The organism is uncultured Phyllobacterium sp., from assembly GCF_902479695.1.
GTDB lineage: Bacteria > Pseudomonadota > Alphaproteobacteria > Rhizobiales > Rhizobiaceae > Phyllobacterium > Phyllobacterium calauticae.
Genome location: NZ_CABSQF010000019.1, coordinates 18,921 through 41,669, shown reverse-complemented (window position 1 = coordinate 41,669; position 22,749 = coordinate 18,921). Strand labels below are relative to the sequence as shown.

Sequence of the window (22,749 nt, the reverse complement as noted above, 5' to 3'; positions counted from 1 at the left end):
TATGGGCCGATTGTCTTCGGAATAGCCGATGTCCCTAAGCTGATCGGCTGTGCGTATGGTCGATCGCCTTACGGAACCGTATGGTAGCGGCGAAGCGGTCGTAAAGTTGGATGTTTATGGTCTTCGATGGCGCATGGTGGCGCGCACGAAGGAATGACCATGTACAAATATCTCGAAAAACACCCTGCGGTCACGATCGCCTTGGCGCTCGCAGCCGCTGTCACATCATCTTGCTTAACATTGCCGGCAGCGCATTCGGCATCGGTACCTCAGGTTGAGGATTCTGCGACGGAAAAGAATCCGCCCGGAGACATCCCCGATACCCAAGTCTTTATCGAGTATCGCTCGGCTCTCGGCTTTTCTTTGAAAGTTCCCGAAGGATGGGCAAGAAAGGACGGACCGGACGGCGTCAGCTTTACTGATAAATTGGACGGCGTGGTGGTTATGGTTTCCGCCGCCGCTTCGCCGCCCTCGGTAGAATCCGTAAAGCGAGACTATGTTCCCAAAATGGAGGCCGCTGGAAAGGCGGTCAAGGTCGCTGGCGTTCGCGCCGTAAAGGTATCTGGTGGCAATGCCATCCTGATTTCATACACGTCAGATTCCGAGCCAAACGCGGTCACGAACAAACAGGTTCGGCTTGAGAACAGACGCTACCTTTACTTCAGGAATGGAAAGCTTGCCGAGCTCGATCTGTATGCACCATTTGGAGCGGACAATGCAGATCAATGGCGCATGATGTCCCAATCGTTTCGCTGGCAATGACATGCCGCTCATCGAAGCCCATGAATTGTACCGATTTTACCACAATGGGGATGATGAAACGGCGGCACTGCGTGGCGTCAGCCTTCAGGTTGGGCATGGCGAGATTGTTGCGGTTACCGGACCATCGGGCAGCGGTAAATCGACCTTGCTGTCATGCCTGACAGGCCTTGAAGAACCGGACGGCGGTTACGTCATCATTGCCGGTGAGAGGATCACGCGGCGCTCCGAAGCATTTCGAGCGTCCATAAGGGCGACGCGTTTGGGCATTTTGCAACAGGTGCCGAACCTTCTTGCGCACCTCACCGTGACCGAAAACATCGAACTTCAGATGCACCTGGCAGGCATGGCAAACATGAACGGCATCGAAATGCTGCTTTCGACAGTCGATCTGCGGCATCGTGCCTATGGTTATCCGAATGAGCTGTCCGGGGGGGAGGCGGCTCGCGCAGGGTTGGCTGTAGCACTTGCGGCAGATCCTGTGCTGCTTGTCGCCGACGAGCCCACAGCTGAAGTTGACAGAAAAACTGAATCGCACCTGATCGAGCATTTCAAAAAGCGGCGACAGGCCGGCAAATCAACGCTCGTTGCGACCCATAGCGATGCAATGTCCGGTATCGCGGATCGTGTTCTCAGATTGAGGGACGGGAAGGTGGTCCATGACTGAGTGTCTGGTCGATGCAAAAGATGTTGCAAGGGACTTTCCAGACGGAACATCCGGCGTGAGCACGGTCCTGCAGCCGTCATCGTGCCGGATCATATCCGGGGATCGGATTGCGCTTACAGGCCCCTCCGGAAGCGGCAAGTCTACACTCCTCTATCTGCTGGGCGGCCTTGACCGGCCCACCCGAGGGATTGTCACCTGGCCGGCGCTCGGTGCCGGAGATACCCTGCGGCCTGAGAAAATTACCTATGTTTTTCAATCACAAAGTTTGTTTCCCGCTCTGACGGTTCTTGAAAATGTGGCCTTGCCGCTGATCGTTTCAAGCGGGCAGGGTTTGCCTGATCAACGTGCGATGGCCTTGCTCGCTGAATTCCAGCTCGATGGGCTGGCGGAGAAGCTTCCGGAAGAGTTGTCGGGCGGGCAGGCCCAACGCGTCGCTTTGGCAAGAGCACTCGTAACACAACCGCGATTGATCCTTGCGGACGAGCCGACCGGTCAGCTTGACGTGGCAACGGCAAGGACATTGATCGACGTGCTTCTCAGACAGATCGATGGCACGTCAACTGCGCTTATTATCGCGACGCACGATCTGAGGGTCGCCGAGCGCATGGAGAAACAATGGTCGATGCGACACGGCACGCTGACCACCGACAATCCATCTCTCGCCGAATTGGTGCCGTGAAATGATGGGTCTTTGGGTATACGGTCTTGTCACGCGCCGCCCCTTGCAGCTTTTGGGAACCGCTGCAGGCATTGCAGGGACAGTCGGCTTGATCGCGTGTCTCGGCCTCTTTCTTTCTTCCAGCGCCCAAACGATGACCAGGAGAGCGATTGCAGGCGTGCCGATTGACTGGCAGGTCGAAGTTCTGGCTACGGCCGATAAAGCAGAGATAAAGAAAGCGATTGCTGAATCCGCAAGGGTTGCCGCTATGGGCGAGGCGCATTTTGCAAGCGTGACCGGCCTGGAAGCCACGACTGACGGAACCACCCAAACCACCGGGCCTGGCAAGGTGCTCGCATTTGACGCCGCCTATCTCCAAAGCTTCCCTGCCGAAATCCGCTCATTGTCAGCGCCAAATGGCGGTACGATGATAACCCAGCAGACAGCATCAAACCTCCACGTTAAGCCAGGTGATATTGTTACGATCCATCGTGTCGGTTTGTCGCCCGCGGCGCTAAAAATCGACCGCATTGTCGATTTGCCCGATGCGGATTCACTTTTCCAATCGATAGGTTTGCCTCCCCAATCGGCCCCACAGGCACCTCCCGACAATGTCTTGATACTTCCCTTGAATATTTGGAAAGATATTTTCAGACAACAGGAAGAAGCTTCTCCCGGTAGCATCAAGTTGCAGTTCCATGCGAAGCTTTCGCACGCAGAATTACCTGCAAACCCCGATGCCGCCTATGCTTACGTCACTGGTGCCGGCCGTCATCTTGAAGCCCGGGTCGCAGGCTCGGCATTGCTCGCCAACAATCTTGGAGCACGGCTGGATGCGGTGCGAGGCGATGCCCTCTATGCCCGCGTTTTGTTTCTGTTTCTTGGCGTGCCGGGAATACTGCTTTCGGTGATGCTGACTTTTGCCATTACCGCTTCAGGTGCCGGTCGCAGAAAACGTGAACAAGCTCAAATGCGCGTTCGCGGTGCGTCAATGCGTCAAATTCTTTGGTTGACGGCGATGGAGGCGTTTGTTGTTGGTCCATTGGGTGTCATCGGCGGAGTGATCCTGGCATTCATATTGACCAGAACGTTCTTGGGGAATGTGCCGCTGAGCTTATCGCACGTGTTTCTGTTCGCGGCTCTGGCGGCTTTTGGCATGCTGCTATCCCTGGCAGCGGTCATTCTCCCCGCCTGGAATGCGGCCCGGCTTCGAACCGTTCAGCTTGCCCGGAAAGCAGTCGAACCCGCTGCGGTACCGCTTTGGCAGCAATTCTATGCAGATGTCGTGCTGATCTTGTCGGCAGCAGCTATTTTCTGGCATTCGGCGGCACATGGCTACCAGGTCGTTCTAGCAACGGAAGGAGTTGCAGCGACTGCCGTCGACTATACGGCATTCGCCGCTCCGATCCTGTTCTGGCTAGGATCTGCGCTTTTCTGTGTTCGCATCTGCGGCTTCATCATTCGTGGAAATGGTGCAATATTGCGCGCGATGGTCATGCCTGTGAGCGGGTCGATGACGAAGGTTGTATCGTCCTCGCTTTCACGACAAGCCGGGCGATTGACGCTCGCAATTGCCATGGTCGCGATGGCGGTGTCGTTTGCAACCTCCACGGCGGTTTTCAATCGCACGTTCAACGATCAGGCGCATGTGGATGCCGAACTGACGAACGGCTCCGATGTCACGGTTTTTGGCACCACATTGCAACCCGCGGGGAGCCAATTGGCGCAATTGGAATCCATTCCAGGCGTCACGGTGGCGCGTCCCATGCAGCATCGCTTCGCCTATGTCGGCACGGATTTGCAGGATTTATATGGAATCGATCCCGCACGCATTCAGGCTGCGACGAAACTGTCCGACGCCTTTTTCTCTGCGGGAACTGCCGCCGACAATCTGGCCGGCCTCCTGAAAACGCCCGACGGGGTTCTCGTGTCAGAGGAAACGGTAAAGGACTTTCAGCTCAAAACGGGTGACACGATAAACCTGCGCCTGCAAAACGCGGCCGACCATCAATATCATGCCTACCCGTTTAAATTCATCGGTGTCGTAAGGGAGTTTCCCACTGCGCCGAAAGATTCGTTTTTGGTCGCAAACATGGACTATGTCTCAAAAATTACCGGCGACGCGACGGCCGAATATGTGCTGCTGCGTACAAGCATCGATCCGGCCGCTGTCGCGCGCGCGGCTAGCGTATCATTAGGCTCGTTCCCATCGTTGAAAATCGTGGATATTGGCTCGGTCAGCCGTTTGATTGGCTCCAGCCTTACCGCAGTCGACCTTCGCGGCTTGACCTCGATTGAACTGGCGTTCGCGCTCATCATGGCGATTGTCTCGGCTGGGCTCATGCTTGCCCTCGGTTTTATTGACCGAAGTCGCGACTATGCCATTCTCAACGCAATCGGGGTCAAGCCAGCCCAACTCGCGGCATTCTTGTGGAGTGAGGCCGCCATCATTCTGCTTGGAGGTTTGACATTCGGTCTTGTTACGGGCGTGATAACGGCTGGTATTCTCATCAGGATGCTGACAGGTGTTTTTGATCCGCCGCCGGAAACCATGTCGGTGCCGTGGCTTTACCTGCTCGCAGTCGGTGCCACCACAATCGCCTCGGTCGTTCTTGCCGTGGCGTTTACCGAACGCCGCCGCAGACAGGCGTCCCAGGCATTCTGGCGACAAATATAAGTTGTTCGTGCACAGTTTCAGATGAGGTTGAGCTTGCAGGGCAGGATGAGAACAAGCCCAACTCGGGGCCTCAATCGTAATTAACAATATACACTGTCTTCAATGGGTTGGACCAGTATGGCTCGCCCGCATTGAAAGTAAATCCGACGCGCGTTCTTCTCGCGCCACAGTCGATGGCGGGCGGCGACGCCCTACTCATGGAGTAGGGCCACCTGGCGCGCGCCGGTCACTTTACGGAAAAGTCGACCGCTTCCTTCATCGTGCCGTCAACGGCGATCTGCACCTGATAGGTGCCGACAGGCCAGCCGGCGTCCGGCTTGGAAAGCGAGGCGTCGATATGGTTTTCGATCTTGCCGATTTCGAAGCTGGCCTCATCGATCTTGTAGTTCGCCGGCGCGACACCGCCCGAATCCACCGAAATCCAGCTCACGGTTAGCTTTGATCCCGAGGCCACCTCGTCGGTCAGGTCGGCGGAGAGGAAGATCTTGGCCGTATCCGGCGCAAATGTCGCCTGGGTCTCGTTCGCGTCCTTGCTTGCGGACAGCACGATGTTTTCGAACCCTTCGGCCTGCGCGTGCACAGCGAACGCTCCAACCGCCACCAAGGCAGCTGCCCCCATCATCATCGACCGAATGCGCATGTTTTTCCCTTTGGACTGAAACCGCGGCCCGCGTCCGACTCATGTGGTGCGTGCCCGTAACCGCCACAGTAGAATGCGAGGCCAGGGTTTGTCCATGGAGCCACGGCGGCATGATCTGCCTTTCGACCTGATCCTCCATATCCGTCGTCAGGGTGTCAAACGGCTTCCCAAACTACCCCCGATCGGCGCCCAATTTTTGCACGCCGATCCACACATAACGATGCGCAATGCTGGTCTCACCCCTCTTGAAGTCTTGGGATCGACCAGAGTGACCAGCATGGGGCTAAGGACGCTGCCTTAATGGTTAATTTGCGTTAACTATAAAGTGCTTGACGCGACTCGGTTCTTTCAGCAGTTTACTTACGGTTTTAAGGGGTATCCTGCGATATAAGCGTTACACGTAAATCTGAATGTTAGTGCTGTTTTGCAGCGTTAAATCACCAGCGAGCGTTACCCTTTTTGGTATTTCTGTCGAATCGGCGCATCCTCATCCTGCGCTGATGCGATTCTATTGAACAGGCGCACAGGAACGATACGTGACTATGATGAATGCGGTACAGACAACTCAACCGGATGGCACGCAATTGGCGGCTGTGCCACAGCCATCCGCTGCCTTGACCGCAGACCGGGCCATCGCTGCCGACGCAGAAATGCTGTCGGCGCAGTTGCAGGCGATGCGCAACCGACTGTTTCCGCCTACAGCCCAGAAGGCCCTGCGCAAATTCACCAGCGGCGAGGCGGCAAAGCTCATCGGTGTTTCCGACGGCTATCTGCGCCAGCTTTCCATTGCCGGCGAGGGGCCCCAACCGGAAACCGGTGCCAATGGACGCCGGCTTTACTCGCTCGCCGAGATCAATGCGCTGCGCCATCATCTCGCTGACGCCGGCGGCCCGAAGGCCCGAACCTATCTGCCGCATCGCGATCCCTCGGCCAACGAACATATGCAGGTGATTGCGGTCACCAATTTCAAGGGCGGTTCCGGCAAGACCACGACGAGCGCGCACCTGGCCCAGCACCTCGCCATGGCCGGGTTTCGCGTCCTTGCGGTCGATCTTGACCCTCAGGCATCGATGTCGGCGCTGTTCGGCTACCAGCCGGAACTCGATCTGACCGGCAATGATACGCTCTACGGGGCCATTCGCTATGACGGTGAACGGCGCCTGATGCGCGACATCATCCGCAAGACCTATTTTGACGGGCTCGATCTTATTCCCGGCAATCTCGAGCTGCAGGAATTTGAGCACACCACACCGCAAATGCTCGCCGACCGCCAGCATGGCGCGCAGCAGAGCATCGAACAGCAGCTGTTCTTTGCCCGGGTACAGGCGGCGCTGGATACGATCTCGGATGATTACGACGTGGTCGTCATCGATTGCCCGCCGCAGCTCGGCTTTTTGACGCTGTCGGCGCTTTGCGCCGCCACGTCGGTTCTCGTCACGGTGCATCCGCAGATGCTCGATGTGGCATCCATGAGCCAGTTCCTGTTCATGACGGCGGATCTTTTGGCTGTGGTGCGCGAGGCGGGCGGTGAACTCAATTTCGATTTCATGCGCTATCTCATTACCCGCTTTGAGCCCAATGACGCGCCGCAGCAGCAGATTGCCGGCTTCCTGCGCTCGCTCTTCGGCGATCGCGTGCTGACATCGGCCGTGGTGAAATCGACGGCGTTTTCCGACGCCGGCCTCACCAAGCAGACGCTTTATGAAGTTTCACGCGACAGTTTCACCCGGGCAACCTATGACCGGGCCATTGAATCGCTGTCCTCCGTCAATGCTGAAATCCAGGGCCTGATTTTCAAGGCCTGGAACCGGCCTGTGTGAGGCAAGCAAATGACTGACAAGAACCGCAGGGATCAACTCAAAGCTCTTTTCGGAACGGTGGATACGGCTCCCCAGCCGGAGCCGACGCCGCTCAATACGGCTCCGATGGACAACACTCCTCCTTCTGAGCAACCGAAGCAGCGCACGGCGTCCGGTGCCATCAAGGCTATGGGCCTTTCGCTCGGCGGTATCTCGCGTGAGCTGGAGGATGCCCGCAAGATTAGAGAAAGTCTCGAGGGAGCGGAACGGGTCATCGAGATTGATCCCCAGCTTATTGAGTATTCTTTTGTCGAAGACCGGTTGAGCCACGATTTCGGCCTTGACGAGACGTTCAGGGAACTGGTCGAGAGCATCAAGCTGAATGGCCAGCAGGTTCCCATTCTCGTTCGGCCGCATCCGGAGCGGAGGGGGTACTACCAGACCGCCTACGGCCATCGCCGCCTGCGGGCGGCGGCGGAACTCAAGCTGCCTGTGCAGGCGATCGTCCGTGAGCTGAGCGATGCCCAGCTTGTGGTGGCGCAGGGCAAGGAGAATGCCGAACGGCGCGATCTCTCCTTTATCGAACGGGCTTTCTTTGCCCGCAACCTGATAGACCGCGGTTTCAGCCGGTCGGTGGTGCAGGATGCCCTGGCTTTGCACAAAGCCGAGATGACCCGTTACCTTCAGGTCGTGGATGCCATTCCGAAGCCGATTTTGCAGGCCATTGGCCCTGCACCCAAAATCGGCCGGCCGCGCTGGGTCAAACTGGCTGATCTGTTGAAGAAGCCGGATGGCCGAACGGCAGCGCAGGAGATCGTGCAGCAGGACCATTTCAAGCTGCAGGGCAGTGACGGCCGCTTTGAAGCGGTGTTCGAGCGGTTGCTGGAGCTCAACAGGCCAGCTGCGGCAGCCAAAGCCGATCCTGCAGCCGCAAGGCATATACGCGACGGCAATGGTGATTTCATCGCCCAGCTTCTGAACAGCAAAAAGGAGCGGTCGATCAGTTTTGCCGACACGGTTCCCGAGGGGTTCGTGGAGTTTGTGGCTGGCGAGTTAGACGGTCTTTTGCAGCGCTACAGGAGCGGGCAAAAAGCCTGAGACAGGCGTTATTCTGGTTTTGTGTAAGCGTTGAACGGAAAGAACAGAGAGAAGGAACAACGGCAAGAAAAAAGGCCCCCAGAACGTTACCGCTCCGGAAGCCCTCTTCAATGTAGCAATTTTAGAGAATCACTTCCTACCTGACTTGTCAAGCGTTGGACGCGTTCCGGCAACACCTTTCCCTTGCCTCAATTTGAGGTAGAGAAAATGACTGATCGTTTTGCAACGACGCCGTTTGGCGGGCGATCGCTGTCGCATGCCATGTTCGCGGTGCAGGAAAAGACAGCCCGTGCCCGTGAAAAACTGGCCGGTAGCGATGCCAATCACCCGGAAAAATGGGCGCTGCTGCGGGAATTGACGCAGGCGCGCGCGGCATTCTTCCTGTCGGATCGCACCATTGCCGTGCTGGAAGCCCTTCTGAGCTTCTATCCCGAGACCTTGCTCGACGGAAGCGCACCGCTGGTCGTGTTTCCGTCCAATGCGGAGCTATCCATGCGCACGCGTGGCATGTCGTCCGCGACCATTCGCCGGCATCTTGCCGCGCTGGTGGAAGCGGGATTGATCATCCGGCGCGACAGCCCCAATGGCAAACGCTATGCCCGGCGCGGGGAAGGCGGGGAAATCGAGCATGCATTCGGGTTCGACTTGTCGCCCCTGGCACTGCGCGCCGATGAAATCAGGGAACATGCGGCCGCGGCACGGGACATGGCGCGCGCCATTCATCGCGTCCGCAGCGAGATCACCATCCATCTGCGCGATGTCTCGAAGACCATTGACGCCGGACTGAGCGAGGAACGTCCAGGCGCGTGGGAAGCCTATGCGGATGAACTGGCATCCCTCTCAGGGCGTGTCAGCCGGCATCTGCCATTGGAGACCATGAAAACAAGGCGGGACGCGCTTGCGGATCTGCGTAGCAAGGTCGAAAAAGCCTATCTCGACACACTTTCAAACGAAGAAATGAGCGGCACTGACTCTTCTTCTGAGCACCATATTCAGAATTCAAATATAGACCACCATTTTGAAAGGGCTTCCGAAAAAAGCCAGAAACGAACGGCAGCGCCTGAAACGGAAGAAAACCATAAGGCGGAAGCCGGGCGCAGCCAGGCAATGTCAAAAATGCGCCAGCGGTTGCTGGATGCCAAACTGAAACGGGCGCAGCACAGTGATCCCTGGCCGGGGGATTTGGCCGCCGGGCCGGTGAAGACCGCGGCGCTGCCGTTGGGTGCCGTCCTGGAAGCCTGCCCGCAAATCCGGGATTATGCCCGCAATGACATCGGGGATTGGCGTGATCTGATGCAGACCGCCGGTCTGGTCCGCTCCATGCTCGGTATTTCGCCGGATGCCTGGGAAAGGGCGCGTGAAACCATGGGGGATATCAACGCTTCCATCACCATTGCCGCAATATTGGAGCGGGCTGGCGAAATTCGCTCACCCGGCGGATATCTGCGCGCGCTGACCGACAGGGCCGAAATTGGCCAGTATTCGGTCATTCCGGTGATCAAGGCACTCAATGGGGAGGGGCGGGCATAGGCGTGGACAGCGAAAAGGGGCGCGCGAGCACCCCTGATCCAGCATTTTTGCGCCTCAGATCAACGAGAGGTGAGATCGTCAGGCAAATCGCGGTTGTGGAACTCCTTGAAAACAGTCCGCAGCGTTCCATTGGCGAAATTGGTCTTTACCCAGTTGTTGAGCCAATCCTGCAACGGTTTTTCGCCCTTCGGCAGAGCGATACCCAGATTGGTTTCCTTCTGGGTGAATTTGAGTTCAAGTGGATTGCTGGTGCGTTTCTTGTTCAGGCCGCCCAGCACAGCCGACTGGCTGGAGATGATGTCGACCTGACCGGATACGGCTGCGGTGATCAGGGTCGCATCGTCTTCGAAGCGTACGATTTGCGCACCGGGCGCATTCTGGGTGATGTCCATGTCATTTGTCGTGGCACGGGTAACACCGATGCGCTTGCCGGCGAGATCGGCGTAATTCTTGATCTCGACATTCTTGGGCGCGGCGACAATCAGGCTCAGCGTGGCATAGGGAACGGAATAATCGATGGCCTTCTTGCGCTCCTCGGTAATGCCGAGTGCGGAGACGACCATATCCGCCTTTCCGGTCTGGACGGTCGGTACACGGGCGGCATTGGTAATCTCGACCAGATCCAGTTTGACGCCGAGGTCCTTGGCAATGAGCCGGGCGGTCTCGACATCGGAGCCTGTCGCCTTCAGATCGCTGTCGACATAGGAGTATTCCGGGCTGCCCATGGCGACAGCAATGCGCACCTTTCCGGATTTCTTGATATTTTCAAGTACGTCAGCTTGCGCCACCGTTGCGGCTATCATGAGTGCCGCGGCGGCGGCTGCCACTTTCATCATCGTTTTCATGTTCTCTCTCCCAGTTGATTCAGTCACACCGGTTTTGACCGGATTTGCAGTCACAAGCCGTTTGCCAGGAACTCCTTCAATTCCTGCGTTTCCGGCCGTACGAGCATGTCACCGGTACCGGTCTCCCAGACCCGGCCGGTATTCATGTAAATGACGCGGTTGGCGACCTTGCGGGCAAAGGCCATTTCATGGGTGACGACGATCATGGTCATTCCACCCTTGGCCAGGTCTTCCATCACGCGCAGAACTTCGCCCGTCAGTTGCGGATCGAGCGCCGAAGTCACCTCGTCGAACAGCATCACTTTGGGCTGCATGGCGAGCGATCGGGCGATCGCCACGCGCTGCTGCTGGCCGCCGGACAGCTGTTCGGGATAGGCTTCGATTTTCTCGATCAGTCCAACCTTGGCGAGAACGGATTTTGCCGTCTCGAACGCCTCGGCACGGCCGATGTTCTTGACGCGGCGCAACGCGAGCATGATGTTTTCCGCCACGTTCATGTGCGGAAACAGATTGTAGCTCTGAAACACCATCCCCACGTCCTGGCGCAACGCCCGGATATTCAGCTCCGGGGATTCCACGCGGTGGCCGCAGACTTCAATCGTCCCGCCCTGAATGGATTCAAGCCGGTTGATGCAGCGCAGCGCCGTGCTCTTGCCCGAGCCGGATTGGCCGATGAGCGCCACCACTTCTCCCGGTGCCACATCGAAGGATACGCCTTTCAGAACTTCGACGGAGCCGAAACGCTTGATCACTTCATGGAGTTTAACGGCGGCCGACATTGAGTTTCCTCTCGAGAGAACGGCTCCAGACCGACAGCGGATAGCAGACGCAGAAGTAGAAGGCGGCGGCGATGCCAAAGATGAGAAAGGGCTGGAAAAGCGAATTGTTGATGACTTGCGCGGCACGGGTCAGCTCGACAAAGCCGACAACGGAGGCAAGTGAGGTATTCTTGACGAGCTGCACCATGAAACCCACCGTTGGCGGTGTAGCGATGCGCATCGCTTGTGGCAGGATCACATCAGTCAGCACTTGCCAGCGTGTCAAAGCGAGGCATTCGGCGGCTTCAAACTGGGTGCGTGGTACGGATTCGATGCATCCGCGCCAGATCTCACCAAGATAGGCGCTGGAATAGATCATCATGCCGACACCGGCAGCCATCAGCGGCGGCAATTCAATGCCAATGACGCCGAGGCCGAAATAGATGACGAACATCAGGATGAGAAGCGGCGTTCCCTGAATGATCTGGACATAGACGAGGGACAGCCGTCGCAGCCACCGCATCGTCGAGGTGCGCGCGAGCATGACAAAGAACCCCGCGACGCCGCCAAGCGCAAAAGCGAGTGCGGAAAGGACCACGGTCCAGACGAGCCCGTGCAGCAGGTAGACGAGATGATTTATGGTGAAACCGTCGGTCATGGCAGCGTCCTCACAGGGGTGTTCCCAGCTTGCGGCGGCGCGGAAAGATCGCGAGTGCTATCGCGTGAAATCCGAAGCGCAGCAGATAGGTGATGACGAGATAGATCGCGGCGATGACGATGTAGGTCTCGAACGAGCGGAAGGTGTAGGATTGGATATTGTTGGCGACACCAGTCAGATCTTCCGCCGATATCTGTGACGTGATCGACGTTGACAGCATCATCAGGATGAACTGGCTGGTCAGGGCGGGATAGACGCGTTCAATCGACGGCATGAGAATGATGTCGCGATAAATCTGGAATCGGGAGAGCCCAAGCGCTTCGGCCGCTTCGATCTGGCCGGGGTGTACGGCCTCCATGCCTGCCCGCACGATTTCGGCGGTATAGGCTCCGACATTGATCACCATGGCGAAAACCGAGGCGAAAAACACCGGCATGGTCAGGCCTATCGACGACAATCCGAAAAAAATGAAGAATATCTGGACGATGAACGGCGTGTTGCGGACGATCTCGATGTAAATGCCGACGGCGAGACGCAACCAGGGATAGGCGCTGCGCCGCGCGATTGCGCAGAGTACCCCGATGACGAGCCCGATGGCCACCGCGACAACCGTCATCTCGATTGTCGTGACCGCGCCCTGAAGAAAGCTTTGCCAGTAGGGGAGGAGCGCTTCGAAATCGAACTGATAATGCATGGCGCTTTTCCCGCTCTATCGTGCCAGCCAGCCGCCGTCGACGGGCAGCACGGTTCCATGGACGTAATCGGAGGCGCGAGAAGCCAAAAACACCGCCGCACCGCCAATATCCGAGGGATCGCCCCAGCGCCCAGCCGGGATTCTGGCCAGAATCTGGGCGTTGCGGTCCTGATCGTCCCGGAGCGCTGTCGTATTGTTGGTGACGAAATAGCCGGGGGCGATGGCATTGACGTTGACGCCCTTCGCGGCCCATTCGCATGCCAGGAGCCTGGTGATTCCGGCCAGCCCGCTCTTGGAAGCGGTGTAGGAGGGGATGCGGATACCACCCTGAAACGACAGAAGCGATGCAATATTGATGATCTTGCCCTGTCCTGCGGCAATCATGTGCCGGCCGGCGGCCTGGGCGAGGAAGAAAGCCGATTTGAGATTGGTGTCCATGACCGCATCCCAATCGGCTTCGGTGAAGTCGACGGCGTCATTGCGGCGGATGATACCGGCGTTGTTGACGAGGATATCCAATCGCCCGAAGGCTTTTTGTGTTTCCTCGACGATGGAGGCGACCGGCGCGATGGTGCCGAGATCTGCTCTTATTTCATGGAAAGCTGCACCCGCTTTTTCAACGAAGGAACGGGTTTCGTCCATGGACGAGCGGCCAACCGCGGCGATGGATGCACCCGCCTCGGCAAGCGCGACCGCGATGCCCTGGCCAATGCCGGTATTGGCGCCGGTAACAATGGCAATTTTGCCGGAAAGATCAAAAAGCTGTGTCACCGATGTCACCGCAGCGCACCGATGGGGATATGATCCATATCCGTGAAGCTCTTGTTGTCGCCGCCCATGGCCCAGATGAAAGCGTAGTTGGAGGTGCCGACGCCGGAATGGATGGACCAGCCGGGCGAGATGATCGCCTGCTCGTTGGCAACGACGAGATGACGCGTTTCGGAAGGGTCGCCCATCATGTGGAATACGCGCTGATCGTTGGCGAGATCGAAATAGAGATAGGCTTCGGAGCGCCGGTCGTGGGTGTGCGCGGGCATCGTGTTCCACATATTGCCGGGATCAAGCTGGGTCAGGCCCATCACCAGCTGGCAGCTGTCGCAGACTTCGGGATGAATGTACTGGAATATCGTGCGCTTGTTTGAGGTCAGTTGGTCACCCAACTGGATATGTTTCGCCCGTTCCGGCCTGATGAGCGTGCTCGGATGGGCGGCGTGGGCCGGCGTCGAGAGCAGATAGAATTTTGCCGGGTTCGCCGGATCGGCGCTTTCAAACACCACGTCCGCCACGCCTTTGCCGATGTAGAGGCAGTCCCGCGGGTCGAGGACATGAACGGTGCCATCCAGTGTCACACGGCCGCTGCCGCCAATGTTGATGACACCCATTTCGCGCTGGGCAAGGAAGAATTCCTGGCCGATCGGCGTCGGTGCCGTCAATGTCAGCGGTTTGCTGGCGGGCAGGGCACCACCAATGACGAGACGGTCGACATGACTGTAGGTCAGTACGATTTCATCGGTTTCAAAAATGCTTTCAATCAGAAAGTGGCGGCGCAAATCGTCCGTGCCGTAGGCACGCACGGCGTCGGGATGGGAAACCTGTCTGACTTCGATTTTCATGTCTTACCTTTATGTGTTTTCAGTACTGCGCCCGTCCGCGCATCATTCGTCGTCGATGAAGTAACTGGGGTTGATATTGCGCATCTCCTTCACCTCGTTGAGCATTTGCCCGAGATGAAAGCCCATGGCTTCGACGGCATGCGCGGTGTCGTGCCGGCGGATACCGTCGAGAATGGCTTCGTGCTCGACAATGACGCGGGTCAGGCGGCCGCGTTGCGGCAGGGTCAGACGCCGGTAGCGGTCGATCTGCATCTTCACCTGCTGGATGACATTCCAGATGCCAGGAAACCCAGCTATGGCATTGATCTGCAAATGAAAACTCGTATCTGCCTGATGGAAAAGCTCGTTGTCTGGGACGGCTTCAGCCAGGGCTAGTTCGGTGATGCTGGCCTCAAGACGCTTGATATCGGCGGCGTCGGCCTGTTCGGCGGCAAGCCGTACGGTGGTTTCTTCCAGCGATTTGCGGATGAGAATGGCTTCGTAGAGGGCGCGGCGCGGAATGCGCGCCACGAATGTTCCCGACTGCGGAAAAATATCGATCAGGCCGTCATCGGCAAGCCGCAGGACAGCCTGATGGACGGGCGTGCGGCTGACGCCGAAATGCGCCGCGATGTCCTTCTCGGAGACAGGCTCCATCGGTTTGCGGCGGAGGGAAATGATATCCTCGAGCAGTTCCTTGTAGATATGGGTTGCCGCACGCGGTGTCGCCGCGCGCTGTTGCACATAGGCGGTCTGCGAGGATGAAAGCGGATGCGTCCGGTCGCGCTTTCTATCGGTATCATTGGTTTTTCTGTCGTCCGTAAGCATGCTGCCTGTCCTTTTGTCCTGCGGTTGTCGCCCGTCGCTTCTGGCAATTACCCCATTCGTATTGACGGATTTCCCCTGGCGTTTCGCAAGCCAAAATCTCAATTGAAATATAAATATTCTAATATTTCAGTTTTGACAAGACGTGGAAAACTGGTTGTGCACAGGGCAGGCCCGCAGCGGTGGCGTGCGCCCAGGCTGCATGTGCCCAGGCTGTATATGCCCGGGAGCGGCGTTGACGGCCCGCCCATTACCGGTTAGTGAAATTAGTTATGAAAATTGCAATGGTTCTCGTGGTGGTGCGATCGCGCATGGGCAGGATGGTTTGACCATCCGGCGTTAAGCACCCATGCGCGGCAAACAGGCTCCTGACGGGGCCTTTTTTTACGCCCGAATTTCACCGGCAGCCCCGTCGAACCCGCCCTTTCCAGCCATTGCAACAAGGAACTGCCATGACAGGCAAATACACCGATGAATCCGCGCGTGCGCCCATGACCGGGGCAGAGATCGTTCTCGAGGCACTGCGTGACAACGCGGTCGAACACATTTTCGGCTATCCGGGGGCAGCGGTGCTGCCCATCTATGACGAGATCTTCCAGCAAAGCGCGATCAGGCACATACTGGTGCGCCATGAGCAGGGCGCCGGGCATGCCGCGGAAGGCTATGCTCGTTCGACCGGCAGGGTTGGCGTCATGCTGGTCACATCGGGGCCGGGCGTGACCAATTCCGTCACGCCCTTGCAGGATGCCCTGATGGATTCCATTCCCATCGTGTGCCTGTCGGGACAGGTGGCGACCACGCTGATCGGCTCCGATGCGTTCCAGGAATGCGACACCGTCGGCATCACGCGGCCATGCACGAAGCACAACTGGCTGGTTACCGACGTCAACGATCTGGCCGCCACCATCCACGAGGCCTTCCGCATCGCGCGATCAGGGCGTCCCGGGCCGGTGCTGGTGGATATGCCAAAGGATATCCTGCTTGCCAGCGGTGATTACATCGCCCGATCTGCGGTTGAGGAGAGGGAGAGCTATCGTCCGACGACAGCGGGTGATGATGCGCAGATACAGGCAGCAATCGCGCTTCTGGCGAAAGCCCGCAAGCCCGTCATTTATACGGGCGGCGGCGTGATCGGATCCGGACCGGCGGCATCAGTCTCGCTGCGTGCGTTTGCCGAGCTGACCGGCTTTCCCGTCACCTCGACGCTGATGGGGCTTGGCGCATATCCGGCATCGGGGCCGAATTGGCTGAAGATGCCCGGCTTGCACGGCTCCTATGAGGCCAATATGGCCATGCACGATTGTGATGTCATGCTGTGCATCGGTGCGCGTTTCGATGACCGGGTAACAGCGCGTATCGACAGTTTTTCGCCGAAATCGAAGAAAATCCACATCGATATCGATCCCGCGTCCCTCAACAAGATCGTCGCGGCCGACATTGCCATTCGGGGCGATGTCGGCCGTGTTCTCAGCGAGATGCTGCGTCTCTGGCGGGCTCTGCCGGTTCAGCCGGATCAGCGGCGGCTGCGGGACTGGTGGCAGACGATCAATCGGTGGCGGGCCCGCGAATCCTTCTCCTATGCGATGGACCACGCAGCCATCATGCCGCAATACGCGCTCGAGCGTCTTCATGCGTTGACCAGGGATCGCGATACCTACATCACCACGGAAGTGGGGCAGCATCAGATGTGGGCGGCGCAGTTCTACGGCGTGGAGAGCCCCAACCGCTGGATGACATCGGGCGGGCTTGGCACGATGGGCTATGGCCTGCCGGCCGCAATCGGCGTGCAGATCGCTCACCCCGAAAGTCTCGTGATCGATATTGCCGGGGACGCATCGATCCAGATGACCATGAAGGAGCTGTCGACAGCGATCCAGTACGACGCACCGGTCAAGGTATTCATTTTGAACAACGAGCATATGGGGCTGGTCCGGCAATCGCAGGAGATCTTGCACGGCAACCGTCTCGCGCACTCCTATTCGGCAGCCTTGCCCGATTTCGTGAAGGTGGCCGAAGCGTTTGGCGCCGTCGGCCTGCGCTGCGACAGACCCGATGCGCTGGATGATGCGATCCAGGAAATGATCGACGTCAAACGGCCGGTGCTGCTTGATTGCCGGGTCGCCAGACTGGAAAATTGTTTCCCGATGATCCGGCCCGGCCGCGCGCACAATGACATGCTGTTGCCGGATGAGATCACCGGCGCGTCCTTCCGCGGGCCGGTCGATCCAGCCAGCCAGGGCTTGGTGTAGCCGCTTCGGGTATCGTTCCGGAAGCGAAGACGCAGCGCCGCGGGCGTTGCGTCTTTTCCCGTTGCCGCCTTGCGGCCATAGCGTTCAAAAAAAATCGAAGCGCCATTTGACAAGGGCGCTCTTCCATGCTGAATTGGCACAATGGTCCAACCAATTAGACAGGGCATTTCGTGATCAACCCGATTCTTTCACCGGTGCAGACATCATCCCGCGACGACGCGGTGCTGAATGCATTGGTGGATTTCGTTGCCAGCGAAGGGTTGAAGCCAGGAGACCGCCTGCCGACGGAGCGGCTGCTGGCGGAATATCTGAAAGTCAGCCGGACGACCGTGCGTGAAGCGCTGACACGCTGGCAGGAACTCGGACTTGTCGAGCGGCGGCAGGGCAGCGGAACCTATCTGCGCTCGGCCGTGACCCGCAACATGCTGCACATGCCGCTCACGCTGCCGTCCGGCAATGATTTCAACAGCCTGATGCATACGCTGGAAATTCGCCGCGGGCTCGAGGCGGAAGCGGCCGTTCTGTGCGCCGAGCGGGCAAGCGATGACGACATCGCCTTTATCGAGAAAAAACTGGTCGTGATGGAAGAAGCCTTTCATGCCCGCGCCGGTATGTCTTCGGAGGAAGACTGGGATTTCCATCTGGCGATCTTCCAGACATCGGGCAATCCGCTGTTCGAACAGATCATTGCCGCGATGTATGAAATGTTTCACCGGTTCTGGGAGCATCCGCTTGGCGTGCGCGACTTTGGCCATGCCAGCTTTCCCTATCACCGTACCCTTTTCAACTGCATCGCGGCCCGTGATCCCGTGGGCGCGCGCGCCGAGGCATTGAAACTGATCGCCACGGTTGAGGATGACCTTCGACGCGGCGCTGCAAATCTCAGGAAACAGAGCAAGACATGAACGACAATCCCTTTTTCTATGATCAGGACCTCATGGCCCAGGCGGCGACACTGCTTGCCCATGACGAGCCATTTCCCGGCGGGTCTGTCGTTCCGCCCATCTATCAGACATCGCTGTTCACCTTCGAAAACTATGCGGATATGGCCGATACCTTTGCCGGCCGCAAACGCCAGCCGATCTATTCACGCGGCGACAATCCGACAGTCATGGAATTTGAAGGCAAGATCGCGGCGCTGGAAGGCGCGGAGGCCGCCCGGGCATTCTCCAGCGGCATGGGCGCGATCAGCGCCACCGTGCTGGCCTTTGTCGGGGCAGGGGACCGGATCGTCGCCGTGCGCAACTGTTATGGCGACGCCTACCGCCTGTTCGAGCGCCTGTTGCCGCATCTCGGCATCAAGGTCGATTATGTCGACGGTTCCGATCCGGATGCGGTTGCCGCAGCACTTCCCGGCGCCCGGCTGCTCTATCTGGAAAGCCCGAGCTCCATGATGTTCGAGCTGCAGGATATTGCCCATTACGCGCAACTGGCCAAGCAGCATGGTGTCGTCACCACCATCGACAATTCCTATGCGACGCCGCTGTTCCAGAAGCCGATCAACCATGGCATTGATCTTGTTCTGCATTCCGCCTCGAAATATCTCGGCGGGCACAGCGATACCGTGGCTGGCGTGGTGGCCGGATCGCGTGAAATGATCGACCGCATCAATGGCCGCACCTATTCCTATCTCGGCGCAAAGCTTTCGCCCTTCGAGGCATGGCTGTTGCTGCGCGGGTTGCGCACGCTGACATTGCGCCTGCCGCACCACATGAAGAGCGGCCTGACCATCGCGGAACGGCTGAAAGGGCGGGACGACGTCGAGCGTGTCATTCACCCGGCCTATTCCAACCATCCTGGTAAGGCAACGCTTACCGGATACACCGGGCTGTTTTCCTTCGAGGTGACCGAGGATGTCGACGTGCCGGCGTTTGTCGATGCGTTGAAGCTGTTTCGCATCGGCGTCAGCTGGGGCGGTCACGAGAGTCTTGTCGTTCCGGCGATGGCCTCGTTGCAGCAGACGCCGGACGCCAATTCCATCGGGCGCTTCGGTGTCAGCCCGCGAACCATCCGTCTGCATGTGGGACTTGAAAATGTAGAGGAGCTCTGGGCCGACCTTGTGAATGCCCTGGACAAAGCAAAACGCTAATCAGAAAACCAAGTGGGAGCATAAAATGCAAAAAAGAATGGGAACATTTCTCGCCGGTGCCATGGCGGCATTGGCCATGACCGTATCGTCAGCCTTTGCTGATACGACCATCAAGATGGTCGAAGTGATCACCAGTCCGCCGCGCACGGAACTGCTGAAAAAGCAGATTGCGGGCTTCGAGAAGGCCAATCCGGGAGTCAAGGTGGAACTGGTCTCGCTGCCCTGGGGACAGGCTTTCGAAAAATTCCTGACGATGGTTCAGGCGGGCGATACGCCTGATATCGTCGAAATGCCGGAACGCTGGCTCGGGCTCTATGCCAACAATGGCCAGCTTGAGGATCTTGGAGCCTATGTTGCGAAATGGAAGGACGGCGGCTCGCTCGGCGAACGTGCGAAGCAGTTCGGTTCCGTGGTCGACCACAAGCAGTACATGATCCCCTACGGCTATTATGTCCGCGCCATGTTCTGGAACAAGAAGCTGTTTGCCGAAGCCGGGCTCAAGGAAGCGCCAAAGACGCTCGATGAGTTCATGGAAGCCAACAAGAAGATTTCCGCGATCAAGGGCAAGTATGGCTACTGCCTGCGCGGCGGTCCCGGCGGCTTCAATGGCGTCCAGATGTTCATGAATATTGCCAATGGCAAGGGCGCATACTTCAATGCCGATGGCACGGCGACGTTGAACGAGCCGGGCTCGGTCAAGGGTCTCGAAATGCTCGCCGAGATCTACAAGAAGGGCTATGCGCCGAAGGACAGTGTCAGCTGGGGTTTCAATGAAATCGTCACCGGCTTCTACTCCGGCACATGCGCCATGCTCGACCAGGACCCGGATGCCCTGATCGGTATTGCCGAGAAGATGAAGAAGGAAGATTTCGGCGTGGCGCCGATGCCGACCGGACCGAGCGGCAAGTCCTATCCGACACTCGGTTATGCCGGATGGGCCATGTTTGCCAACTCCAAAGTCAAGGATGACGCCTGGAAGCTGATGGGCACGCTGCTGGCACCGGAAGACAATCTGGAATTTGCCAAGAATGTCGGCGTCTTGCCGATCCACAACGGTGCGGACAAGGATCCCTATTTCGGCTCGGAAAGCTTCAAGGGCTGGTTCCAGGAGCTGAGCGATCCGAAGACGTTCGAGTTCGTGACACCGCCGACGCATCTGGAAAATCTCGGCAACTTCTACGATTCCGTATCGGTGAAGAATTTCCAGGAAGTGCTGCTTGGCCAGAAGACAGCCAAGCAGGTTGCGGACGACTGGTCTGCATTCCTGACCGAGCAGCAGCAGGCCTGGATGGCCAAGAACAAGAAATAACTCGACCGGATGCCCTGGCGCCAACAACGCCGGGGCATTTTTCTCATGACTTTCGCCAATCCGGGAATCCGGTGGCGAGGGACGGGGAACTGTTTGCAAAAGAGGGGCCAGAAACATGGCAATGCAATCCACCGCGGCATTGACGCCGCAACAGGAGAGAAGGGCAAGCAGCAAGCGCCGCTTCAGCGCTGCTTTCGAGCCGTGGTTTTATCTCAGTCCGGCGCTTGTCCTGCTGCTTGTCGTTCTGGTGGTTCCGCTGATCTTCGGCGTCAGCTATTCCTTCCGCAAGTTCTCGGCGTTCAAGTCGGACTATGTCGGGCTGGCCCAGTACAAGGCTCTGTTGTCCGACCCGGTTCTCGGACAGGCCCTGATGAACACGTTGTGGTGGACGGTTGCCAGCCTGTTTCTCCAGTTCTTTCTCGGACTGGGGCTGGCTCTGCTGCTCGACCGGCCGTTTTTCGGCAAGAAGGTCGTACAGGCGATTGTCTTCCTGCCATGGGCCGTGCCGTCTTTCCTCTCCGGCCTGACCTGGGCCTGGCTGTTCAATCCCATTGTCGGCCCGTTGCCGCACTGGCTTTTTGCGCTTGGCCTCAAGTCCGAGCCCACGAATATTCTTTCCGATCCGGCCACCGCCATGTGGGGCCCGATCATCGCCAATGTCTGGTTCGGCGTGCCGTTTTTCGCCATTACCCTGCTGGCGGCGTTGAAATCCATTCCATCGGAGCTGCATGAAGCGGCGGCGATCGATGGCGCAAACCCATGGCAGCGTTTCACCAGGGTAACGCTGCCGTTCCTGGCGCCGACCATCGCCATCACCGTCATGCTGCGGACGATCTGGATCGCCACTTTCGCCGATCTCATCTACGTCATGACCGAGGGTGGCCCGGCCGGTTCGACCAATACGGTTGCGACCTACATCTATGTCAGCGCCTTCAAGACCCTGGACAAAGGCTATGCTTCGGCTGTCGCCGTGCTGCTTCTGGCGCTTCTCATCCTCTATGCGGTTGTGCTCATCCGCATCCGCCGCTCGCTTGTGAGGTATTCCTGATGATTGCCGGTCGTTCTCGTAGAGCCCGAATTTTAGGAAGCATCGGCCTTTATGGCGCCGTTGCCGCCTACGTCATTTTCGCGCTGTTTCCGCTGTTCTGGACGCTGAAGATTTCCGTCACCCCGCAATCACTCCTGTATTCCGAAGGCATCACGCTGTGGCCGTCGTCGGCGACCTGGGAGAATTACAAGACCGTTCTGCGCGCAACAGACTTCCCGCGTTATTTCCTCAACAGCGTGATTGTCTCTGTCATAACAGCCGTGCTCGTCACCGTCATTGCCTCTGCGGCCGGCTATGCCATGTCTCGCTTCTCATTCCGCGGCAAAACCACCGTGGCCGTGACGCTGCTGCTCACGCAGACATTCCCGCTGGTGATGGTCATTCCGCCGATCTATCGCATCATGGGTGAGCTCGGGCTGACCAATAGCCTGACCGGGCTGATCATCATCTACACGGCGTTCAACATCGCCTTCGCCACCTTCCTGATGCAGTCGTTCTTTGATGGCATCCCCAAGGACCTGGAGGAGGCTGCGATGATCGATGGCTGCAGCCGCAGCCAGGCGCTGCGCCGGGTCATCATTCCGCTCACCCTGCCGGGCATGGGCGCAACGCTCGGCTTCGTTTTCACCGCCGCATGGAGTGAACTGCTCTTCGCCCTCATGCTGATCAGCAGCGACAGCCAGAAAACCTTCGCCGTCGGCCTTCTCACCTTCATCGGCAAGTTTGCCGTCGACTGGGGGCAGATGATGGCCGCCTCGGTGCTGGCGCTCATACCGGCCTGCCTGTTCTTCGGCTTCTTGCAACGCTACCTCGTGACCGGCCTGACCGCCGGTGCCGTCAAGGGATAATCGAAA

At 58.2% G+C, this 22,749-nt stretch carries 21 protein-coding genes; 13 read left to right on the top strand and 8 right to left on the bottom strand.

The features are described from left to right. Positions 1-159: 159 nt before the first annotated feature. From RDL77_RS13350 to RDL77_RS13335, 4 genes are read left to right on the top strand one after another with little or no spacing between them, the layout of a single operon-like run. Complete coding sequence (locus RDL77_RS13350) at positions 160-762, top strand: hypothetical protein (RefSeq protein WP_288193255.1); 603 nt, start codon at positions 160-162, stop codon at positions 760-762. A gap of 1 nt (position 763) precedes the next feature. Next, positions 764-1,426, top strand: a complete 663-nt coding sequence (locus RDL77_RS13345) for an ABC transporter ATP-binding protein (protein WP_288193254.1) — start codon at positions 764-766, stop codon at positions 1,424-1,426. Further along, entirely contained in the window at positions 1,419-2,105 is a 687-nt protein-coding gene (locus RDL77_RS13340; RefSeq protein ID WP_288193253.1) for an ABC transporter ATP-binding protein, read from the top strand. The genes RDL77_RS13345 and RDL77_RS13340 overlap by 8 nt, the downstream gene beginning before the upstream one ends. Before the next feature lies 1 nt (position 2,106). Then, on the top strand, positions 2,107-4,761 hold the full coding sequence (locus RDL77_RS13335) for an ABC transporter permease (RefSeq protein ID WP_288193252.1): 2,655 nt from the start codon (positions 2,107-2,109) through the stop codon (positions 4,759-4,761). A gap of 226 nt (positions 4,762-4,987) precedes the next feature. Here the strand turns inward: RDL77_RS13335 and RDL77_RS13330 are convergent, their stop codons facing one another. Beyond that, positions 4,988-5,401: a hypothetical protein gene (locus tag RDL77_RS13330; protein WP_223613075.1), complete on the bottom strand. Its 414-nt coding sequence runs from the start codon at positions 5,399-5,401 to the stop codon at positions 4,988-4,990. Between the two features lie 536 nt (positions 5,402-5,937). Here RDL77_RS13330 and repA point away from each other — a divergent pair. The 3 genes from repA (at position 5,938) to repC (ending at position 9,828) form a co-directional block, all read left to right on the top strand. Beyond that, positions 5,938-7,221, top strand: coding sequence for a plasmid partitioning protein RepA (gene repA / locus RDL77_RS13325; RefSeq protein ID WP_374042716.1), 1,284 nt, complete (start codon positions 5,938-5,940; stop codon positions 7,219-7,221). A 9-nt stretch (positions 7,222-7,230) separates the two neighbouring features. Beyond that, positions 7,231-8,298: a plasmid partitioning protein RepB gene (gene repB, locus RDL77_RS13320; protein WP_288193251.1), complete on the top strand. Its 1,068-nt coding sequence runs from the start codon at positions 7,231-7,233 to the stop codon at positions 8,296-8,298. Positions 8,299-8,505: 207 nt separating this feature from the next. After that, on the top strand, positions 8,506-9,828 hold the full coding sequence (gene repC, locus RDL77_RS13315) for a plasmid replication protein RepC (protein WP_288193250.1): 1,323 nt from the start codon (positions 8,506-8,508) through the stop codon (positions 9,826-9,828). A gap of 59 nt (positions 9,829-9,887) precedes the next feature. Here the strand turns inward: repC and RDL77_RS13310 are convergent, their stop codons facing one another. The 7 genes from RDL77_RS13310 to RDL77_RS13280 are packed head-to-tail and all read right to left on the bottom strand — an operon-like array spanning position 9,888 to position 15,203. Next, on the bottom strand, positions 9,888-10,673 hold the full coding sequence (locus tag RDL77_RS13310; RefSeq protein ID WP_288193249.1) for a transporter substrate-binding domain-containing protein: 786 nt from the start codon (positions 10,671-10,673) through the stop codon (positions 9,888-9,890). A gap of 50 nt (positions 10,674-10,723) precedes the next feature. Further along, entirely contained in the window at positions 10,724-11,452 is a 729-nt protein-coding gene (locus tag RDL77_RS13305) for an amino acid ABC transporter ATP-binding protein (RefSeq protein ID WP_288193248.1), read from the bottom strand. Beyond that, positions 11,436-12,089 (bottom strand): amino acid ABC transporter permease, encoded by a 654-nt coding sequence (locus RDL77_RS13300; protein WP_288193247.1) that lies wholly within the window; start codon positions 12,087-12,089, stop codon positions 11,436-11,438. The genes RDL77_RS13305 and RDL77_RS13300 overlap by 17 nt, the downstream gene beginning before the upstream one ends. Before the next feature lie 10 nt (positions 12,090-12,099). Then, positions 12,100-12,783, bottom strand: a complete 684-nt coding sequence (locus RDL77_RS13295) for an amino acid ABC transporter permease (protein ID WP_223616062.1) — start codon at positions 12,781-12,783, stop codon at positions 12,100-12,102. A 15-nt stretch (positions 12,784-12,798) separates the two neighbouring features. After that, positions 12,799-13,554 (bottom strand): 2-dehydro-3-deoxy-D-gluconate 5-dehydrogenase KduD, encoded by a 756-nt coding sequence (gene kduD / locus RDL77_RS13290; protein ID WP_288193246.1) that lies wholly within the window; start codon positions 13,552-13,554, stop codon positions 12,799-12,801. Between the two features lie 5 nt (positions 13,555-13,559). After that, positions 13,560-14,396 carry a 5-dehydro-4-deoxy-D-glucuronate isomerase gene (gene kduI, locus RDL77_RS13285; protein ID WP_223616064.1) on the bottom strand — a complete coding sequence of 279 codons (837 nt, stop codon included), beginning with the start codon at positions 14,394-14,396 and terminating at the stop codon, positions 13,560-13,562. Between the two features lie 42 nt (positions 14,397-14,438). Beyond that, positions 14,439-15,203, bottom strand: a complete 765-nt coding sequence (locus RDL77_RS13280; RefSeq protein WP_223616065.1) for a GntR family transcriptional regulator — start codon at positions 15,201-15,203, stop codon at positions 14,439-14,441. 449 nt (positions 15,204-15,652) lie between these two features. Here RDL77_RS13280 and RDL77_RS13275 point away from each other — a divergent pair, with 449 nt between their 5' ends. The 6 genes from RDL77_RS13275 (at position 15,653) to RDL77_RS13250 (ending at position 22,743) form a co-directional block, all read left to right on the top strand. After that, a complete protein-coding gene (locus tag RDL77_RS13275) occupies positions 15,653-17,449 on the top strand; it encodes an acetolactate synthase 3 large subunit (protein ID WP_288193245.1) in 1,797 nt (598 codons plus the stop codon). A gap of 170 nt (positions 17,450-17,619) precedes the next feature. Beyond that, entirely contained in the window at positions 17,620-18,354 is a 735-nt protein-coding gene (locus tag RDL77_RS13270) for a FadR/GntR family transcriptional regulator (RefSeq protein ID WP_374042715.1), read from the top strand. Beyond that, a complete protein-coding gene (locus RDL77_RS13265; protein ID WP_288193244.1) occupies positions 18,351-19,538 on the top strand; it encodes a PLP-dependent transferase in 1,188 nt (395 codons plus the stop codon). Before RDL77_RS13270 ends, RDL77_RS13265 begins: the two co-directional genes overlap by 4 nt. A gap of 25 nt (positions 19,539-19,563) precedes the next feature. After that, positions 19,564-20,847 carry a sugar ABC transporter substrate-binding protein gene (locus tag RDL77_RS13260; protein ID WP_374042714.1) on the top strand — a complete coding sequence of 428 codons (1,284 nt, stop codon included), beginning with the start codon at positions 19,564-19,566 and terminating at the stop codon, positions 20,845-20,847. 121 nt (positions 20,848-20,968) lie between these two features. Continuing rightward, positions 20,969-21,895, top strand: coding sequence for a carbohydrate ABC transporter permease (locus tag RDL77_RS13255; protein ID WP_374042717.1), 927 nt, complete (start codon positions 20,969-20,971; stop codon positions 21,893-21,895). Beyond that, a complete protein-coding gene (locus RDL77_RS13250) occupies positions 21,895-22,743 on the top strand; it encodes a carbohydrate ABC transporter permease (protein WP_288193242.1) in 849 nt (282 codons plus the stop codon). Before RDL77_RS13255 ends, RDL77_RS13250 begins: the two co-directional genes overlap by 1 nt. The last annotated feature ends 6 nt before the right edge of the window (positions 22,744-22,749 follow it).

Bases quoted from the DNA above. Each gene is read 5' to 3' on its own strand.
- RDL77_RS13300 (WP_288193247.1), bottom strand. From the start codon at position 12,089: ATGACCGACGGTTTCACCATAAATCATCTCGTCTACCTGCTGCACGGG.
- repC (WP_288193250.1), top strand. From the start codon at position 8,506: ATGACTGATCGTTTTGCAACGACGCCGTTTGGCGGGCGATCGCTGTCG.
- RDL77_RS13345 (WP_288193254.1), top strand. From the start codon at position 764: ATGCCGCTCATCGAAGCCCATGAATTGTACCGATTTTACCACAATGGG.
- RDL77_RS13310 (WP_288193249.1), bottom strand. From the start codon at position 10,673: ATGAAAACGATGATGAAAGTGGCAGCCGCCGCCGCGGCACTCATGATA.
- RDL77_RS13275 (WP_288193245.1), top strand. From the start codon at position 15,653: ATGACAGGCAAATACACCGATGAATCCGCGCGTGCGCCCATGACCGGG.
- RDL77_RS13295 (WP_223616062.1), bottom strand. From the start codon at position 12,783: ATGCATTATCAGTTCGATTTCGAAGCGCTCCTCCCCTACTGGCAAAGC.
- RDL77_RS13280 (WP_223616065.1), bottom strand. From the start codon at position 15,203: ATGCTTACGGACGACAGAAAAACCAATGATACCGATAGAAAGCGCGAC.
- RDL77_RS13330 (WP_223613075.1), bottom strand. From the start codon at position 5,401: ATGCGCATTCGGTCGATGATGATGGGGGCAGCTGCCTTGGTGGCGGTT.
- RDL77_RS13340 (WP_288193253.1), top strand. From the start codon at position 1,419: ATGACTGAGTGTCTGGTCGATGCAAAAGATGTTGCAAGGGACTTTCCA.
- RDL77_RS13250 (WP_288193242.1), top strand. From the start codon at position 21,895: ATGATTGCCGGTCGTTCTCGTAGAGCCCGAATTTTAGGAAGCATCGGC.
- RDL77_RS13265 (WP_288193244.1), top strand. From the start codon at position 18,351: ATGAACGACAATCCCTTTTTCTATGATCAGGACCTCATGGCCCAGGCG.
- RDL77_RS13350 (WP_288193255.1), top strand. From the start codon at position 160: ATGTACAAATATCTCGAAAAACACCCTGCGGTCACGATCGCCTTGGCG.
- RDL77_RS13335 (WP_288193252.1), top strand. From the start codon at position 2,107: ATGATGGGTCTTTGGGTATACGGTCTTGTCACGCGCCGCCCCTTGCAG.
- RDL77_RS13260 (WP_374042714.1), top strand. From the start codon at position 19,564: ATGCAAAAAAGAATGGGAACATTTCTCGCCGGTGCCATGGCGGCATTG.
- kduI (WP_223616064.1), bottom strand. From the start codon at position 14,396: ATGAAAATCGAAGTCAGACAGGTTTCCCATCCCGACGCCGTGCGTGCC.
- RDL77_RS13255 (WP_374042717.1), top strand. From the start codon at position 20,969: ATGCAATCCACCGCGGCATTGACGCCGCAACAGGAGAGAAGGGCAAGC.
- RDL77_RS13305 (WP_288193248.1), bottom strand. From the start codon at position 11,452: ATGTCGGCCGCCGTTAAACTCCATGAAGTGATCAAGCGTTTCGGCTCC.
- repB (WP_288193251.1), top strand. From the start codon at position 7,231: ATGACTGACAAGAACCGCAGGGATCAACTCAAAGCTCTTTTCGGAACG.